Source organism: Streptomyces sp. Rer75, assembly GCF_013414305.1.
Taxonomy (GTDB): Bacteria; Actinomycetota; Actinomycetes; order Streptomycetales; family Streptomycetaceae; genus Streptomyces; species Streptomyces himastatinicus.
The window spans coordinates 7850011-7865291 of sequence record NZ_CP058693.1; the positions used below are offsets into that span (position 1 = coordinate 7850011).

Genomic DNA, 15281 nt, shown 5'->3' on the forward strand with positions numbered 1-15281 from the left:
TAGTGCCGCGGGCGGCCGAGCCCGGCTGAAGGGCTCGGCCGCCCGCGGCACGGCATCAGCCGACGCGCATCAGCAACCGGCAGGCGGGGTCGCCGTTGCGCAGGCACGCGGTGGCGCAGTTGCGGGTGAGTTCGACGCCGAGCCCCTCCGACCAGCCCGCGTGGATGTCCGTGCACGGGCAGTCGTAGCCGTCCAGCGAACCGGCCATGCGGACCATGGTCACGGCGAAGTTCTGCCGCATGGTCAGCTCGATGTCGCCGTCCGGGAGCACGGCGGTGCCGCCGTCGCGGAGTTCGCTCGGGAACATCCACTCCGAGCAGTCGTCGTACCGTTGCCGGAGTTCTTCGAGGTCGGCGGCGGGTTTTCCACCGTGCTGGCGGGCGATGCGCTTGCCGACCTGGACGGCCACGTAGCGCAGCGCCTCGGCGTTGATCTCGTTGGCCACCGCGTGGCCGAAGCGCTTCGCCACGCCCTGGTACCAGCGGGCGTCGTGCAGCCACCACTGGCGGTACACGTCCATGGGCCGGGGGCGGGGAGTCGTCATCGCCCCGCCTCTCCCAGCGCGCGCCCGCCCGCCAGCCGGGCCCGGAAGCGTTCGCGCATCTCCCGTTTGAGCACCTTGCCGGTGGCGCCCTTCACCACGTCGTTCGCGTCCATCCGGAGCGCTCCGGTGAGGGGCGGGAAGCCCTCGGCGGTGAGCGCCCGGTTGACCTTGGCGGTCCAGTGGTCCGCGTCGTCCCCGTCGGCCGTGTCCGCCGCGTCCGGGCGCACCTGGAGCAGGACGTACGCGTCGGCGGTGCCGTCGCCGTCCCAGTCGGCGCGTACGCCCTCGGGGGCGACGGCCACCACCGTGCAGTCGTCGAGTTCGGGCAGCTCGCGCAGGAGCAACTCCTCGGTGCGGGTGCTGAACACCAGGCCCGCGGCCGTGCGGATGGCGTCGGGGGCGCGGTCGAGGTGGTAGAAGTTGCCTTCCTCGTCCCGGTAGGAGAGGTCGCCGGTGAGCCAGTAGCCGCCGAGCCGCAGCCGGTGGAACGTCAGCGAGTCGTTCCAGTAGCCGGGGGTGAGGGTGGGGGACCGTACGCCGAGGCGGCCCACCTCGCCGGGTGGCAGCGGGGTGCCGTCCTCGGAGAGCACCGCGGCCTCGGCGAAGCTCATCGGCTTGCCGACGCAGCGGGAGAACGACGAGCGGCCGGGCTTGTGTCCGTTGTGGAAGAGGGAGTAGCCGGTCTCGGAGGAGCCGAGCCCGTCGGTGAACACGGAGCCGGGGACGCGGCAGCGCTTGAGGTCCCGGCCGACCGTATCGTGGCTGCCCTGCGCGATGAGCGCCCTGATGTGTGCCTCGTGCGCCGCGTCGCCGGTGTTGTACCAGGCCTCGACGCTGGACAGATCGCGCGCGGCGAGATCCTGCGCCGCCATCTCCCCGTACGTTCCGGCGAACGCGAACACCGTGGTGGGGCGGAACGACTCCATCGCGTCCAGGACGTCGACACCGCGCTGGCTGGACAGCAGCAGGACGGGCGAGCGCAGCAGGAAGCCGAACAGCATGACCGAGATGGACGCGTTGTGCGAGCCGGGCATCGCGACCAGCAGCCTGCCCATCGCGGAGCCCACCGACAGCTTCAGCCGGTGCAGTTGCGCGTACAGCAGGGTCTCGTGCGTGTGCGGGACGGCCTTCGGCATGCCGGTGGTGCCCGAGGAGTGGGAGATGATGATCGGATCGGTGGGATGGTGGGCGTACGGGTACGACGCCGGGAGCGGGCCGCGGGCCGTGTCCGCGCGGATGTCGGCCGCGGTGGCGCAGAAGGTGAGGCCCAGTTCGGCCTGGTGGGGAGCCAGGACCGGGTGGTGTGCCCGATCGGTGAGGGCGCCCACCGCGCCCTGGCGGCGCACGTATTCGCGGGCGATCTCGGGGCGGAGGTTGCCGTTGACGAAGGACGGGATCGCGCCGAGGGAGGTGAGCGCGAGGAAGTTGATGGCGAACTCGGTGCTGGAGTACGTCTGGATCGCGACCGGATCGCGCGGCCGCACGCCGTGTGCGTGGTACCAGGCCGCGTAGCTGGCGACGACGTCGTGCAGCTCACCCAGGGTCAGCACCTCGGGGTGGCCACCGTCCGGAGCCTGCCAGATGGTGTCGGTCCACAGCACCTGCTCGTCGAGCGGTCTGCCGTACGCCTTCAGCCGGTGGATCACGTTTCCGGCACCCAAGGCGGCGTCCTCGCTGATCTGCGCGCGTTCTTCCTTGGTGATCATGGGTTGGTTCCTTGGATTCGGGCGGCCAGCTCGACCAGGCCGCGGAGGGTGCCGTGCTCGGTGGAGGGGGTGTCGGACGGGGGACGGGGGTGCGGGTCGTTGCGGTCGAGCACGAGGGCCACGGCTCGGTCGGCGGCGGGCGGGCCGATGCCGCGCAGCCGGCGGTACGCGGCCGTGGTGCGCTCGGCCCCGGCCAGCTCGACGCCGACGAGCACGACGCGGTCCAACTCCTCGTCCTCCAGCAGGAGTTCGGCCGTCGCCAGCAGCTCCCCGGCCAGGTCCGCCACGGTGGACAGGCAGAGCAGCGGCCCGGTGATGGCGAAGTCCCGGCTGAGCTGGCCGAGGATCGCGTTGGCGGTGCTCTGCATGAACAGCAGCGGATTGTGCACCTGCCCGGAGACGAGCCGACGGCTGCCGAGGTCGAGGGTGGTGGCATCGCCCATCGTGCTGGCCAGGACCATCGCGGTCCGGGAGCCGTCGCCGGGGTGGGCGCTCAGACAACGCTCGACGGCCTGGTGCACGAGCGGATTGAAGGCGGACTCCACGAAACCGGCGACGGGCGGAGCGGCCTCCGGCCCGGACATCGCGGCGATCATGCCCGCTCCAGGATCAGCGCGGTGTTGGCACCGCCGAAGGCGGCGTTGACGGTGAGTGCCCGCCGGATGTCGGCCTTGTGGGGGCGATTCGGTACGTAGTCGAGGTCGCAGGCCGGGTCCGGTTCGGTGGATCCGGCGGTGGGCGGCAGGACGCCGTCCCGCAGCGCGAGCAGGGTGATCACGAGTTCCACCACTCCGGACGCCTCCAGCAGATGTCCCGTCGTGCTCTTGGTCGAGCTGACCGGCACGTGGGGCGCGTCCGCGCCGAAGAGCGTGTGCAGTCCGCGCGTCTCGGCGGGGTCGTTGGACTTGGTCGCGGTGCCGTGCGCGTTGACGTAGTCGATGCGCGGACCGCCCGCCCGCCGCAGCGCCCGCCGCGCGGCGGTGACCAGCCCGGTGCCGTCGGGGTGCGGCCGCGCGATGTGGTGCGCGTCGGACGCGGCGCCCCACCCGGTCAGCGCCCCGAGCACCCGCGCGTCCCTGCGCCGGGCGCTCTCGGCCGACTCGAGGACGACGGCGGCGGCCCCGTCGCCGAGCAGCAGCCCGCTGCGGTCGGCGCAGAACGGCCGCACCATGCCGTCGCGGGACAGGGCGAACCCGGAGCCGAACTTGGCCAGGTTCTCCTCCTCCACCAGGTACGCCCCCGCGCAGATCACGATGTCGGCCCGGCCGGAGGCGATGAGCTGGCAGCCGTGCGCGATGGCGGTGGCGGAGGCGACGCACGCGTTGGTGAACGCCAACCGGGGCCCACGCACCCCGAGCGCATCGGCGAGCGCCTCGGCCTGCCACGCGGGCACGGTCTCGACGGCGCGGTCGGGCAGGTCTTGCGCGGCGCCGCCGGGGGAGTCGGGGAACCCGGCGCCGTCGGGGGGCGCCGCGCCGTCGCCCGATGCCGTGGTGCGCCAGAAGTGGGTCAGGCTCGTGAAGTCGCCCGCGGTGCCCACCAGGACGGTTGCCTCCGTGCCCGGCCGCAGTCCGGCCATCCCGACCGCCGCCCCCGCCACCTCGGCCAGCACCTCGTGCAGCGGGACGGCACCGCCGCTCGCCGCGGCCAAGTCCGTACGGTATGGGCCGGGGTCGAACCGTGTGATCGGCGCGAACGCGGGCCTTCCGTCGAACACGCCGTCCCGCAGAGCGTCCGCCCCGGTGCCGAAGGCCGTGCGTACGCCGAAGCCCGTCAGCAGCACCTCATGGCTCATGGACGGTCCGCCACATGATGGTCGTTCAAGTAGTCGGTGATCCGCCGTACCGAGGTGAACTCGGCGAGAAACGCCTCGGCCGGTTCGATCTCCACGCCGTAACGCAGCTCCAGCTGGTGCAGGAACCACACCAGGCCGAGCGAGTCCAGCGCCAGGTCGGCGTCGTCGTCCAGTGCGTCCGGCAGCGCGGCGAAGATCTTGGGGTCGGACAGCAGCTCCCGTACCACGTCAACGGTGATGAGCGTTCGGGCCTCGGATTCCGCGGTCATGCCGTGGCGCCCCGCTTGATGACGTCGTCGACCAGATCGCCGAGGTTCATCGCGCCGACCGGTTCGAAATCGGTGTCCGGGAACTTCACGCCGAACCGGCGCTCGATCCGCAGGACCAGCTCGATCAGGCTCAGCGAGTCGATGTCGATGCCACCGGTGCCCAGGGGGCTGTCGTCGGTGATGGTGTCCGCGTCGAGCGGGTGGTTCATGTCGTCGCTGATCGTGCTGAGCACGAACTGACGGATCTCCTTCTCCAACGTCGTCTGCATGGTGCGAAACCCTTCTGTGGCAGCGAATGGCAGCGGGCCGGATGGACAAACGTGGTCAACGGGCGGGGGAGGAGCGCGCGAGCAGGGCGTCGCGGCGCCGGATGAGCTTGCCGTTGGAGGTGCGGGGCAGGTCAGGGAGGACCTGGATGACGCGCGGCACCTTGTAGTCGGCCAGCCGGTCCCGGCACCAGCGCAGCAGCTCCCCGGCCGAGGGCCCGTCCGGTTCGGTGGACACGTACGCCTCGGTGGCCCCGGCGTGGACGACGACGGCCCCGCTGACCCCGGGGTGGTGGCGCAGGACGTCCTCCACCTCGGTCAGGTCGACCTTGAGGCCGCCGATGACGACGAGCGAGTCGCCGCGGCCCAGCAGTCGCACGCCGCCGGTGGCATCCAGCTCGGCCCGGTCGCGGGTGTGCAGCCAGCCGTCGGCGTACCGGCCGCCACCGGAGGCGTGCAGATACGGGGAGCCGTCCGGCAGCCGGACGTCCAGCTCGCCGTCGTGGATGCGCAGCCGCACACCGGGGGCCGCCCGCCCGACCGTGGGCCGCGAGGCGCCGCTGACCTCCATCGCGATGACGCCCGTCTCGGTGGTTCCGTACGATTCGCCGACTCCGATGCCGTACCGGTCGGCGAACCGCGCGGCCGTCTCCGGGGGCATGATCTCGCCGCCGGACACCGCCGCGCGCAGGGCGGGGAGAGGAGGCAACTCCCTTGCTGTACTGAGCAGTTCGTAGTGAAAGGGGGTGCCGAATATCGCGTGGACGTCGTGGCGCCCGGCGGCGGCGAGGATGTCCTTGGCCGACACCCGGCGGGCGAACACGGCCGCGACGCCCGCGGTGAGCGAGTGCAGCACCCCGGCGATCAGCCCGAAGCTGTGCGCGGTGGAGCTGAGCAGCAGCACCCGCTCGCTGAGGGTCGGCATGCCGTCGATCCGGGTGAACCGTTCGATCTCGGCCGCCAGGGAGGCCGGAGTCCGCCCGATCACCTTGGGCAGCCCGGTGGAGCCCGAGCTGAACTGCACCAGCCGGTGGTCGGTCGCCGCGGTCCGGCCGTCCGGGAACCGGGAGGTGACCACCTCGTACCGGGGCTCGAACCGCAGCGGTGCGCGGTCCGCCGTACCCGCGCTGACCAGGAACTGCGGATGGCACAGGGCCCGCAGGGCTTCCACTTCGGACGGTTTGAGCCGGTGGTCGATCAGCATCACCTGGGCGCCCAGCCGCCACAGCGCGAGCAGCACCTCGATCTGGGTGAAGCTCGGCGGTATCCGGAGCATCACCGTGGTGCCCTCGCCGATGCCGTACTCGGCGAAGACGTCCGCCTCGGTGGCCGCGGCGGCGCGTACCTCGGCGCGGCTCACCGGGTGGTCGCCGTGCACGAGGTAGGGCAGGTCGCCGGGGTGGGCGTCGAACAGCGTCTCGACGAGCGTGCGCATATCGATAGCGACGCTCATCACTGTTCCCTACAGAACTCGCCGATGGGGAAGCCCACATGGCGCTGGTCGGTGGCCAGATAGCCGAGCAGTTCGTCGCCGGGCCGCAGCTCGGTGACGTTGTGGACCTTCGCGCCGGGCCCGAGCACCCGTACGTGCCAGTCGTCCTGGACGGTCAGGCTCACCACGGTGCCCTCGGGGGAGTGCGCGGTGATGGTCAGCAGCGGCCGGGACTCCAGCTTGGCGCGGCCGATCAGGACGGGGCGGGTCCGGCCCTCGGCGTTCACGGCCAGCGTGGTGCCCCCCGCGCGCAGCTCGCTGAGGTAGTTGGTGCGGTTGTCCGGGCCGAGTACATAGGAGTGGAGGGCGCCCGCGTTGACCCGGAAGGGGCGGGTCGGCATGTACGGCAGCGGGTGGGTCTCGCTACAGCACAGGATGAAACCGGTCGAGTACGAGCCGACGAGGATGCCCTCGTCCTCGGCGAAGTGGCTGCACGTGTCCACGCACACCCGGTCGCCGAGGCCGTGGTGCTCGATGCCGTCGACGGTCAGCGTGGTCAGGTCCAGCGGTGCCGTACCGGCCTCCAGCAGCCGGGCCAGCGCGAACACCTCACCCGCGTTCGAGGGGGCCAACAGCACGCCGTCCGAGCCGCGTTCCAGCACGTCGAGGACGGTGGCGGCCTCTTCGAGGTCCGCGCAGACCGTGATCAGCTTGCCCTCGGCACGGTCCGCGGCGGCGAGCACGATCTCCAGCGGGATCTTCGTCGGGTCGGCGAAGCGGACCACGGTGAAGGGCAGCGCGACGGCGGCGGCGCACGCCAGCCGCAGCGACGGTTCGTCGTGGACGTCGACCCAGCCCGCGGTGTCGGCGTCGAGGCCGTGCAGCTGCTTCTCGTCGGTCACCGGGGTGGTGGTGACGCCGGTGACGGTCGGCGGCAGCGCCTTGAGCACGGATTCGTCGTCGCTGAGCACGCCCTGCATCCGGGTGTGGATGGCGGCGTCCACGACGGACTCCAGCTTGTCCTGCGGAACGGTTCTGAGGTCGATCCAGGCGAACTTCATGCGGCACCTGTCGCAATCGTCGGGGGATGGGGGGCCGTTCCGGCGTCGGCGGCGTGGACGACGGCCGCGAGCCGTAACACCAGGGAGGCGGGGGAGGGCGAGGTGAAGATCCGGCGGCCGACGGCGAGGCCCCGGCAGCCGGCGAGCATCAACGAGGTCGCGTGGCTGATCAGGTCCGAACCGTCGGGCGGGCCGCCCGCGGCGAGGACCGGCAGCGGGCTGCTGTCCACCACCTCGGCCATCCGGTCCACCGGCAGCGCGACCGACGTCTTCACCAGGTCGGCGCCCAGGTCCGCGGCGATGTTGACGGCGTGGGCGAGCAGCGCCGGGTCGTGCGGATCGGCGATCCGCGGGCCCCTCGGATAGATCATCGCGAGGAGCGGCATGTTCCATGTGTCGCACGCGGCGGCGACGGTTCCGAGGTCGGTGAGCTGCCGGTGTTCGGTGTCCGAGCCGAGGTTCACGTGCACGCTCACCGCGTCCGCGCCCAGCCGTACGGCCTCTTCCACCTCGCCGACGAGCACCTTGGCGTCGGCGTCGGCCGCGTACATGGTTCCGGCGCTCAAGTGCACCACCAGCGCGCAGTGGCGCAGGATGCCCGGTGCGATCGTGCGCGCCCGGCCCTTGTGGACGACGATCGCGTCCGCGCCGCCGTCCACCAGCGCGCTCAGCAGCCCGTTCCAGCGGGCCTGGGGCACCACCGGCCCGTCGGACACACTGTGGTCGAGCGGGACGAAGAGATGTCTCCCGTCCCCCACGGCGGAGAGCCTCCGCATCCGTAGTGATTTACCCAAATCGGTCATGTGCCGGGAACACCTCTTCCAACGGGTGGACGGTGCTTCGGGATTGCCGGGTCAGAATGGCACGCCCGTGCGAAGGCGAGCAGATATCGAATCTCCATCACTCCGCGGTTATGCGGCTCTGAGAAACCTCTGAGACTCCTGTGGCAGGCTGGCCGACGCTTTGCGGACACCCCCTGGAACCGGACCCGGAACGGCGTTTTCGAGGAGGCCGGCTTGACCGCCCTGACCGACCCGGTACACATCGCCCTCGCCTGCCACGGCGGACGCGGACACACCGCCACGCTGGGGGAGGCCGTACGCGCCGGGGCGAGCCGGGCCCCGGACACCAAGGTCACCCTCGTCCGGGTCGACCGGATCACCGATGAGGACTGGCAACTGCTCGACGACGCCCACGCGATCGTCTTCGGCGCGCCGACGTACATGGGCACGGCCTCCGCCGCCTTCCACACCTTCGCCGAGGCCAGCGCCCGGCGCTGGCTCGGCCGCCGCTGGCAGGACAAGGTGGCGGCGGGATTCACCACCTCCGGCTCCATGGCCGGGGACAAGGCGGGCACCCTCGGCTACTTCGCCACCCTCGCCGCACAGCACGGCATGCTCTGGGTCACCCTCGGCCTCCCCTCCGGCTGGAACTCCACCCGCGGCAGCGAATCCGACCTGAACCGGCTCGGCTTCTACCAGGGCGCGGGCGCGCAGTCCCCCGTGGACGACCGGACGGGCACGGTGCACCCGTCCGACCTCGCCACCGCGGAACATCTCGGCCACCGGGTCGCGGAGGTCACCCGGACGCTCGTCGCGGGCAGACGAGCGCTGACACCGTGAAGGCGGCGACACCATGAAGGCGGCGACGCCGTGAAGCAGTGGTGGACCGTGGCCGTGGCGGTCCTGGCGCAGACGCTGGTCCTGCTGGACAACACGGTCCTCAACGTGGCGATGGAAACCCTCGCCGACCCGGTACGCGGGCTCGGCGCCGACTCCGCGGAGCTGGCGTGGGCCAACGCCTCGTACTCACTGGTCTTCGCCGCGGGCAGCTTCGCCGGTGGCGCCCTCGCCGACCGCTACGGGCCGCGTCGCACCCTGACCGCCGGGCTGCTGCTCCTGGCCGTCGCCTCCACGCTGGCCGCGTTCTCGCCCGGCGCCACCGAACTCATCGTCACCCGCGGGTTCATGGGCGCGGGCGGCGCGCTCATCACCCCCGCCACGCTGGCGCTCGTCACGCGCGGCACCGCGCCCGCCCACCGCACCCGGGCCATCGCAGTGTGGGCCTCCGCGGGCGGCGCGGCCGTCGCGCTCGGGCCGGTGGTGGGCGGTGCGCTGCTGACCCGGTTCTGGTGGGGCTCGGTGTTCCTCGTCAACCTGCCGGTGGTGGCCGTATGCCTGGCCGGTGCGGCGCTGCTGGTGCCCGAACTGCGGTACGCCGAGCGCAGGGTGCTCGACCCGGCGGCGCTGCTGCTCTCCGTGCTGGGTCTTGGCCTGGTGGTGTACGGCGTCATCCAGGGCGGCCGCCCGTCCGGCTGGTCGAGCCCGGCCGCGCTGCTGCCGCTGGTGGCGGGGCTCGCCCTGCTGGCGGTGTTCGTCACGACGCAGGGCCGCCGCGAGGCGCCGGGATTCGACGTGCGCCTGTTCACCGAGCCGCGCTTCGCGGGCGGCAGCGTGACGCTGCTGCTGCTCTTCTTCGGGCTCGCCGGGCAGCTCTTCTACTGCGCCTTCTATCTGCAAGGGGTGCACGGCCTGTCGGCGCTGGCCGCCGGGGCCGTGATGGCATCCGCCGCGGGCGGCATCGTCCTCGGCAACCAGATCTCCCCGGGGCTGGCCCGGCTGCTGACCGTCCGCTGGTGCGCGGTCGCCGGAATCCTCCTGTCGAGCGCCACCTTCGGCGCCTACGTGTTCTTCGACGCGGACACCCCGGTGGCCGCGATCGCCGCGGTGCTGCTCGCGCAGGGTGCCGGTATCGGGCTGGTGGTCGCGCCGATGACGGCGGAGATGATGGCCGTCCTGCCCGCGCGGTACACCGGCGCGGGCGCGGCCATCAGCGCCGCCACCCGGCCCGTGGGCAGCACGCTCGGGGTCGCGGTCCTCGGCTCGGTGCTCGCCACGTCCTACCGCGGGGAGATCCGGCCCGCGCTCGACGGTCTGGCCCCCGGGGCACGGGACCGGGCGCTGGACTCCGCGGAGGCCACCCGGGCGGTGGCGGCGTCGCTGCACCGGCCCGATCTCCTCGCCGCCGCCGACCGGGCCTATCTGCACGCCCTGTACGTCACCGCCACCTGGACGGCGCTGCTGTCCCTGGCCGGTGCCGTGCTCGTCATCGGCTATTTCCGGCCACGACCATCACCGAGGGAGGCAGGAAGTGGATATGGGTCTGCGCCACCTGCGGATCGTGCTCACCGTGGCTGAATCCGGCAGCATCAGCCGCGCGGCCGCCACGCTGAAAATCGCGCAATCCGGCCTCTCCACCCAACTCAGGCGGATCGAGCAGGAGTTGGGCGGGCCGCTGTTCCGGCGCCGCCCGCAGGGTGTCGTACCGACGGAGCTGGGCGTCCATGTGGTGGGCCGGGCCCGGGAGTTGCTCGACGAGTTCGGGGATCTGCTCGCCACGGCGCGTACGCTCGCCCAGCCGGCCGAACCGCCGCGGGCCGTCGCGCTGGGCGGCGTGGACAACCCCTGGGTGCCGCGGATCGCCGCACTCATCCGGGAGCGGCTGCCGCACCACGAACAGCTGACCTACCTGGAACCCTCCTCCCAGGCCGTGCTGGAGCTGCTGCGCACCGAGAAGATCGCGCTCGCGGTCATCAGCGAGTTCCCGGACGTCGGGCCGCCCGCGGTCCGCGAGTTCACCGTGCGCGACCTCGGCACCGAACCCGTGCTGATCGGACTGGCCCCCGGTCACCGGCTGGCCCACCGGCAGCTGATCACCCTCGAAGAACTGGCCGACGAGATCTGGGTCGCCCCCGGAGACCGCTCCGACGGCCTCGGCCTGAGCCTGCGGATCGCCTGCGAGCGGGCCGGGTTCACCCCGCGGTTCCGGTACTTCGGCGCCGACCAGACCACCGCGGCGGCCATCGTCAGCGCCGGGAACGCGGTCGGCGTCTTCGTCGGACCGGGCGACCGCTGCCCGGGCATCACCCTGAAGCGGCTGGCCAACGGGCGGCTGTGGCGCCGGACCCGGCTGGTGTGGGCGGCGGGCTCGCCGCTGGCCGGGCTGGCCGAGGACATCGACGGCGGCGCGCTCGACTGGTGCCGCCCGCGCGCCTCATGAGCGGCGGGCCTGCGTACGGCCGTCGGCGGTCCGTATGGACGGAGCTCAGCGTCCCGGCCCGCCCGGCTGGCGGGCCACCACGGACAGGCACGCCGAGATCGACCGCTGCCGCGGAATCGCGTCACTGGTTGTGCCATCCCCCGCATCACCCGTCCGCGCCGCCGGGAGTTCGACGGTGAACAGCGCGCCGTGCCCCGGCCGCCCTCCGGCGGTGATCCGTCCCCGATGGCTTTCGACCACCTCCCGGGCCAGCGCCAGACCGAGCCCGAACCGCCTGCCGCGCCCGGCCGTCCCCCGGGCGAACCGCTCGAAGAGGCGATCGGCCTCCTCGGGCGCGAACCCCACCCCGGTGTCGCGTACGGACAGCGATACGACACCGGGACGCGGGGCGTCCACGGACACCACGACCTCCCCGCCGGGCGGGGTGTGCCCCATCGCGTTGTCGACCAGCGCGGCGATCACCCGGCGCAGCGCCGGTGCGGTGCCCATCACCACATGCGTCCCCTGACCCTGCCGCAGCCGCACCGCCAGCCCCATCGACTGGGCCCGCGCGTCCTCGGCGGCCACCGCCTCCTCGGCGAGCGCGGCGACGTCCACCGGATCGCGCGAGCCCGGCGACTGGGACAGCCGCGCCGACAGCAGCAGGTCGTCGATGACGTCACCGAGCTGCCGGGTCCCGGTCACCAGGCGCTGGAGGTCGGCCGTCAGCTGCTGCGGGCACTCCGCACCGGAGCAGCGCCGGGCCAGCAGCTGGGCGCGGGTGTGCAACTGGGTGAGCGGGGTGCGCAGTTCATGACTGGCGTCCGCGACGAACCGCCGCTGCCGGTCCAGGGCCTCGGACAGCGGCGTCATCGCCCGCCGCGCGAGCATGCCGCTCGCCGCGGCGACGAGCAGCAGACCGATCGACTCGGCCGTCGCGAAGGCCAGCAGCAGATGCTCGCGGTCGGCGCGCTGGAACCGTTCGCCGTACGCCGCCTGTACGACCGCGTCGCCGCGCCACGCGGTGCGCACCGTGTACTGCTCGCCGCCGCGCTCCACCCGCTCCAGCACCGGGGGCGCGCCCGCGCGGACCGCGGTCAGGCTGGACCTCACGGGCAGGCCGTCCGGGATGCCGCGGGTGCTGCGGACCACCCCGTCCCGTTCCACGGTGATCCACATGCAGATCGGTGGGCTGTCGACGGTGTTGTGCCGGATGCCCCACTGCGTCTCGCGCTCCGCGTCGGCGCGTTGGGCGAACAGCACCACCGAGTAGACGATGGCCACGACCAGCAACATGATCACCGACATCACCAGCGAGATGCGCAGGGTGATCGACCACTGGGCGGAGGCGAGCCTGCGCTGCTCGGGGCTCGGAGCCGTGCGGCGCGGGATGCGGACCGGAAGGGAGATCACAGCGTGCCCATCTGGTAGCCGCGCCCCCGCACGGTACGGACGACGTCACGGCCCAGTTTCCGCCGCAGATAGTAGACATACGTATCGACGATGGACTCCGCCGAGGTATCGGGGAACACGCGCTCGCGCAGGTGGGAGCGGTCGTGCACCCGCTTGGGGCCGTCCGCGAGCGCGTGCAGCAGGCCGAACTCGCGCAAGGACAGCTCGACGCGGCTGCCGTCGGCGAGACAGACCTCGTGGCGCCGCAGATCCAGCTGCCCGCCGTCCCCGTCGCCGAGCGGCAGGACTTCGGCGTCCGCGAGGTCGCGCCGGTGCAGGGCCCGCACCCTGGCCAGCAGTTCGTCCACTTCGAAGGGCTTGACCAGATAGTCGTCCGCTCCGGAGTCGAGGCCGGTGACCCGATCGCCCAGCTCGCCCAGCGCGGTCAGCACCAGGATCCGGGTGGTGACACCGACCCGCCGTAATCGTTTCACCAGATCCAGGCCGTCGAGGCCGGGCAGCATCCGGTCGATGACCATCACCTGATGGCGCCTGCCGAGACCGAGATGGAGCCCCCGGTGGCCGTCGAATGCCACATCGACGTCGTAGCCCTCTGAGACGAACAATTCGGCCAGCATGTCTGCGGTCTCCCGGTCGTCCTCGACCAGTAACAGCCGTGTCTGATCCGCAGTCGACCGTTGTGTATCGGCTGGGTAGATCATTCGCTCATCTTGGCAGCCCCGCTCCGGGGGCGGAGCGTACTATCTCGGCCGTCGGCCGGGCCCCGCGGCTACAGCGCGCGCCGGATGGCCTCCGCCACCGTGTCGACGTGCGCGGAGAGGGCGAAGTGACCGCCGCCGAGGTGGACGCGCTCGCGGACATCCACGACATCGCCCCAGGCAGCGACCTCGGCGGGGGAGAAGACCGGGTCGTCGTCCGCGGCGACGAGGAGGACCGGGGACTTGGTCCAGGTGCGGTCGGTCATGGCGGCGAGGCCCTCGCCCAGGAGGAGGTCGGACCGCAGGGGCGGGAGGAGATATTCGGCCACGAGGGCGTCGTCCAGATCGGCCAGCCCGGGGGTGTCCAGGGAGCGCAGGAAGGCGAAGAGATCGTCGGTGCCGAGTTCGGCGGCCGGCTTGCCGAGGGGGTGCCGTACGAACCGGCCGGGAACCGGCCATGCGGAGAGGACGACGAGATCCGGGGGCGCGGGCGCGCGGGTGGCCAGGAGGTGGGTCATGGCCGCGCCCATGCTGTGGCCCATGAAGATCAGCCGACCGTCGGTGGGCGGCAGCTTGTCGAGCGCGGCGAGGACGCCGTCCACGGCCTCATCGGGCACGGTGACGGGCGGTGTGCGGCGGCGGTTGGCCCGGCCCGGGGGCTGCACGGCCCAGACGTCGGCCTCCGGGAGTGCGGCGGCGAAGGCGTGGAAGAAGGTGGCGGAGCCGCCCGCGGGCGGCCAGCACACCAGCCGGTCCCGGTGCTCCGGAGCCACCGCGGCGGACTGCTCGGCGGGCCGCAGCGGCTGGAGCCAGGGGTCGGTGATCGGGGCGCTCATGGTGTGACCTTCCGGTGGCGGAGTCGCGTGATGGCGGTTGCGTGTGATGGCGAGATGGCGAGATGGCGAGTGGCGGATGCGTGTGATGGCGGGTCGCGTGGCGGGAATTCAGTAATCCTGTGGTGTGCGGTGGCTGTCAAGCACGCGAATTAGTCAGGGCAGTCTCATTTCTGCCGCTGTCCAGAGAGCACTAGGGACATCACTAGTTTGGCAAAATGCGACAGTGTAACGTTCGCCACATGGGTGCCCCTTGCATGGGTCGACGCGTTTCCTCGATGCTGATTTAGGGCCGAGCTCATTAACCGGCTCTTCTTCTGGTGTCCACCTGAAAGGCGCCATGGTTTTTGCGATTCTTTTTCCCGGACAGGGTTCGCAATTCCGGGGAATGGGCAAGGATGCCTTCGAGCGCTATCCCGGACTCACCCAATTCGCCTGTGACGTACTGGACTACGACCTCGTCGCCCTGTGCCGTGACAACCCCGACGACGCGCTGTCCCGCACGGAATACACACAGCCCGCGCTCTACACCGTCAACGCGTTACAGATGTTCGAGCGCACACGGCGCGAGGACCCGCCCGCCGACTGCTATCTCGGGCACAGCCTCGGTGAATACAACGCCCTGCTGGCCGCGGGGGTGTTCGACTTCGAGACCGGCCTCCGGCTCGTCAAGAAGCGCGGCGAGCTGATGGCGGCGGCCTCCGGCGGCGGCATGACGGCCGTGATGGACACACCGGCGCCACGACTGCTCGACATCCTCGGGCAGGACGGTGTCGAAGGTCTGGACATCGCGGGCTTCAACACCGACGCGCAGCTCGTCATCGCCGGTCCGGCCGAGGCGCTGCGCGCCGCCCACACCTCGTTCACGGAACGCGGCATCCGGTTCGCCCCGCTGCGGGTCAGCGCGCCGTTCCACTCCCGGTACATGGAGCCGGCCCGCGCGGAGTTCGAGCGCTACCTCAAGGAATTCACCTTCGCCGAGCCCGCGGCCGAGGTGGTCGCGAACGTCAGCGGACGCCCCTACGAAAAGGGCGCGATCGTGGCGACGCTGAGCCAGCAGCTCGTCGAACCGGTGCGCTGGACGGACAGCGTCCGTCATCTGCTCGCCCGCGACCCCCGGTTCGTCTGCGAAGAAGTGGGCGGAAAATCGCTCCTTCGCATGGTGGAAAAGATCCGTGCGGCCGCAGTTCACGCCCCGTCCCTCAACGAGAAATCAGGGCCCTGAT

The 15281-nt window shown here is 71.8% G+C and carries 16 protein-coding genes; 4 read left to right on the forward strand and 12 right to left on the reverse strand.

Annotated elements, in window-relative coordinates:
* Positions 1–55: 55 nt before the first annotated feature.
* The 9 genes from HYQ63_RS33835 to HYQ63_RS33875 are packed head-to-tail and all read right to left on the reverse strand — an operon-like array spanning position 56 to position 7876.
* The gene (locus tag HYQ63_RS33835) at positions 56–544 is read right to left on the reverse strand and encodes a hypothetical protein (protein WP_218929594.1); all 489 of its coding nucleotides are present in this window, start codon (positions 542–544) and stop codon (positions 56–58) included.
* Positions 541–2250 carry a class I adenylate-forming enzyme family protein gene (locus HYQ63_RS33840; RefSeq protein ID WP_179937572.1) on the reverse strand — a complete coding sequence of 570 codons (1710 nt, stop codon included), beginning with the start codon at positions 2248–2250 and terminating at the stop codon, positions 541–543. Before HYQ63_RS33840 ends, HYQ63_RS33835 begins: the two co-directional genes overlap by 4 nt.
* Positions 2247–2846, reverse strand: a complete 600-nt coding sequence (locus HYQ63_RS33845; RefSeq protein WP_179937573.1) for a hypothetical protein — start codon at positions 2844–2846, stop codon at positions 2247–2249. The genes HYQ63_RS33840 and HYQ63_RS33845 overlap by 4 nt, the downstream gene beginning before the upstream one ends.
* The gene (locus HYQ63_RS33850) at positions 2843–4045 is read right to left on the reverse strand and encodes a beta-ketoacyl synthase (protein WP_179937574.1); all 1203 of its coding nucleotides are present in this window, start codon (positions 4043–4045) and stop codon (positions 2843–2845) included. Before HYQ63_RS33850 ends, HYQ63_RS33845 begins: the two co-directional genes overlap by 4 nt.
* Entirely contained in the window at positions 4042–4314 is a 273-nt protein-coding gene (locus tag HYQ63_RS33855) for a phosphopantetheine-binding protein (RefSeq protein ID WP_179937575.1), read from the reverse strand. Before HYQ63_RS33855 ends, HYQ63_RS33850 begins: the two co-directional genes overlap by 4 nt.
* Positions 4311–4583, reverse strand: a complete 273-nt coding sequence (locus tag HYQ63_RS33860; protein WP_009713973.1) for an acyl carrier protein — start codon at positions 4581–4583, stop codon at positions 4311–4313. The genes HYQ63_RS33855 and HYQ63_RS33860 overlap by 4 nt, the downstream gene beginning before the upstream one ends.
* 55 nt (positions 4584–4638) lie before the next feature.
* A complete protein-coding gene (locus tag HYQ63_RS33865) occupies positions 4639–6033 on the reverse strand; it encodes a class I adenylate-forming enzyme family protein (RefSeq protein WP_218929595.1) in 1395 nt (464 codons plus the stop codon).
* Complete coding sequence (locus HYQ63_RS33870) at positions 6033–7073, reverse strand: 3-dehydroquinate synthase II (protein ID WP_179937576.1); 1041 nt, start codon at positions 7071–7073, stop codon at positions 6033–6035. The genes HYQ63_RS33865 and HYQ63_RS33870 overlap by 1 nt, the downstream gene beginning before the upstream one ends.
* The gene (locus HYQ63_RS33875; RefSeq protein ID WP_179937577.1) at positions 7070–7876 is read right to left on the reverse strand and encodes a 2-amino-3,7-dideoxy-D-threo-hept-6-ulosonate synthase; all 807 of its coding nucleotides are present in this window, start codon (positions 7874–7876) and stop codon (positions 7070–7072) included. The genes HYQ63_RS33870 and HYQ63_RS33875 overlap by 4 nt, the downstream gene beginning before the upstream one ends.
* A 213-nt stretch (positions 7877–8089) precedes the next feature.
* Between HYQ63_RS33875 and HYQ63_RS33880 the strand changes: the two genes are divergently transcribed.
* The 3 genes from HYQ63_RS33880 to HYQ63_RS33890 are packed head-to-tail and all read left to right on the forward strand — an operon-like array spanning position 8090 to position 11132.
* Positions 8090–8695 carry a flavodoxin family protein gene (locus HYQ63_RS33880; RefSeq protein ID WP_179937578.1) on the forward strand — a complete coding sequence of 202 codons (606 nt, stop codon included), beginning with the start codon at positions 8090–8092 and terminating at the stop codon, positions 8693–8695.
* Between the two features lie 30 nt (positions 8696–8725).
* Positions 8726–10270 carry an MFS transporter gene (locus HYQ63_RS33885; protein ID WP_179937579.1) on the forward strand — a complete coding sequence of 515 codons (1545 nt, stop codon included), beginning with the start codon at positions 8726–8728 and terminating at the stop codon, positions 10268–10270.
* Positions 10230–11132, forward strand: coding sequence for a LysR family transcriptional regulator (locus HYQ63_RS33890; protein ID WP_179937580.1), 903 nt, complete (start codon positions 10230–10232; stop codon positions 11130–11132). Before HYQ63_RS33885 ends, HYQ63_RS33890 begins: the two co-directional genes overlap by 41 nt.
* 45 nt (positions 11133–11177) lie before the next feature.
* On the opposite strand, the gene HYQ63_RS33895 is transcribed toward HYQ63_RS33890, so the two are convergent.
* The 3 genes from HYQ63_RS33895 to HYQ63_RS33905 all read right to left on the reverse strand — a co-directional run bounded on the left by HYQ63_RS33895 (position 11178) and on the right by HYQ63_RS33905 (position 14058).
* The gene (locus tag HYQ63_RS33895) at positions 11178–12524 is read right to left on the reverse strand and encodes a cell wall metabolism sensor histidine kinase WalK (RefSeq protein WP_179937581.1); all 1347 of its coding nucleotides are present in this window, start codon (positions 12522–12524) and stop codon (positions 11178–11180) included.
* Positions 12521–13225, reverse strand: coding sequence for a response regulator transcription factor (locus HYQ63_RS33900; RefSeq protein WP_179937582.1), 705 nt, complete (start codon positions 13223–13225; stop codon positions 12521–12523). The genes HYQ63_RS33895 and HYQ63_RS33900 overlap by 4 nt, the downstream gene beginning before the upstream one ends.
* Positions 13226–13293: 68 nt before the next feature.
* Positions 13294–14058: a thioesterase II family protein gene (locus tag HYQ63_RS33905; protein ID WP_179937583.1), complete on the reverse strand. Its 765-nt coding sequence runs from the start codon at positions 14056–14058 to the stop codon at positions 13294–13296.
* A 250-nt stretch (positions 14059–14308) separates the two neighbouring features.
* Here HYQ63_RS33905 and fabD point away from each other — a divergent pair, with 250 nt between their 5' ends.
* A complete protein-coding gene (fabD, locus tag HYQ63_RS33910; protein WP_257232311.1) occupies positions 14309–15280 on the forward strand; it encodes an ACP S-malonyltransferase in 972 nt (323 codons plus the stop codon).
* Position 15281 lies beyond the last annotated feature (1 nt).

Excerpts from the sequence above, each read along its gene's own strand:
- HYQ63_RS33835 (WP_218929594.1), bottom strand. The coding sequence starts at position 544 with ATGACGACTCCCCGCCCCCGGCCCATGGACGTGTACCGCCAGTGGTGG.
- HYQ63_RS33840 (WP_179937572.1), bottom strand. The coding sequence starts at position 2,250 with ATGATCACCAAGGAAGAACGCGCGCAGATCAGCGAGGACGCCGCCTTG.
- HYQ63_RS33845 (WP_179937573.1), bottom strand. The coding sequence starts at position 2,846 with ATGATCGCCGCGATGTCCGGGCCGGAGGCCGCTCCGCCCGTCGCCGGT.
- HYQ63_RS33850 (WP_179937574.1), bottom strand. The coding sequence starts at position 4,045 with ATGAGCCATGAGGTGCTGCTGACGGGCTTCGGCGTACGCACGGCCTTC.
- HYQ63_RS33855 (WP_179937575.1), bottom strand. The coding sequence starts at position 4,314 with ATGACCGCGGAATCCGAGGCCCGAACGCTCATCACCGTTGACGTGGTA.
- HYQ63_RS33860 (WP_009713973.1), bottom strand. The coding sequence starts at position 4,583 with ATGCAGACGACGTTGGAGAAGGAGATCCGTCAGTTCGTGCTCAGCACG.
- HYQ63_RS33865 (WP_218929595.1), bottom strand. The coding sequence starts at position 6,033 with ATGAGCGTCGCTATCGATATGCGCACGCTCGTCGAGACGCTGTTCGAC.
- HYQ63_RS33870 (WP_179937576.1), bottom strand. The coding sequence starts at position 7,073 with ATGAAGTTCGCCTGGATCGACCTCAGAACCGTTCCGCAGGACAAGCTG.
- HYQ63_RS33875 (WP_179937577.1), bottom strand. The coding sequence starts at position 7,876 with ATGACCGATTTGGGTAAATCACTACGGATGCGGAGGCTCTCCGCCGTG.
- HYQ63_RS33890 (WP_179937580.1), top strand. The coding sequence starts at position 10,230 with ATGGGTCTGCGCCACCTGCGGATCGTGCTCACCGTGGCTGAATCCGGC.
- HYQ63_RS33900 (WP_179937582.1), bottom strand. The coding sequence starts at position 13,225 with ATGATCTACCCAGCCGATACACAACGGTCGACTGCGGATCAGACACGG.
- HYQ63_RS33905 (WP_179937583.1), bottom strand. The coding sequence starts at position 14,058 with ATGAGCGCCCCGATCACCGACCCCTGGCTCCAGCCGCTGCGGCCCGCC.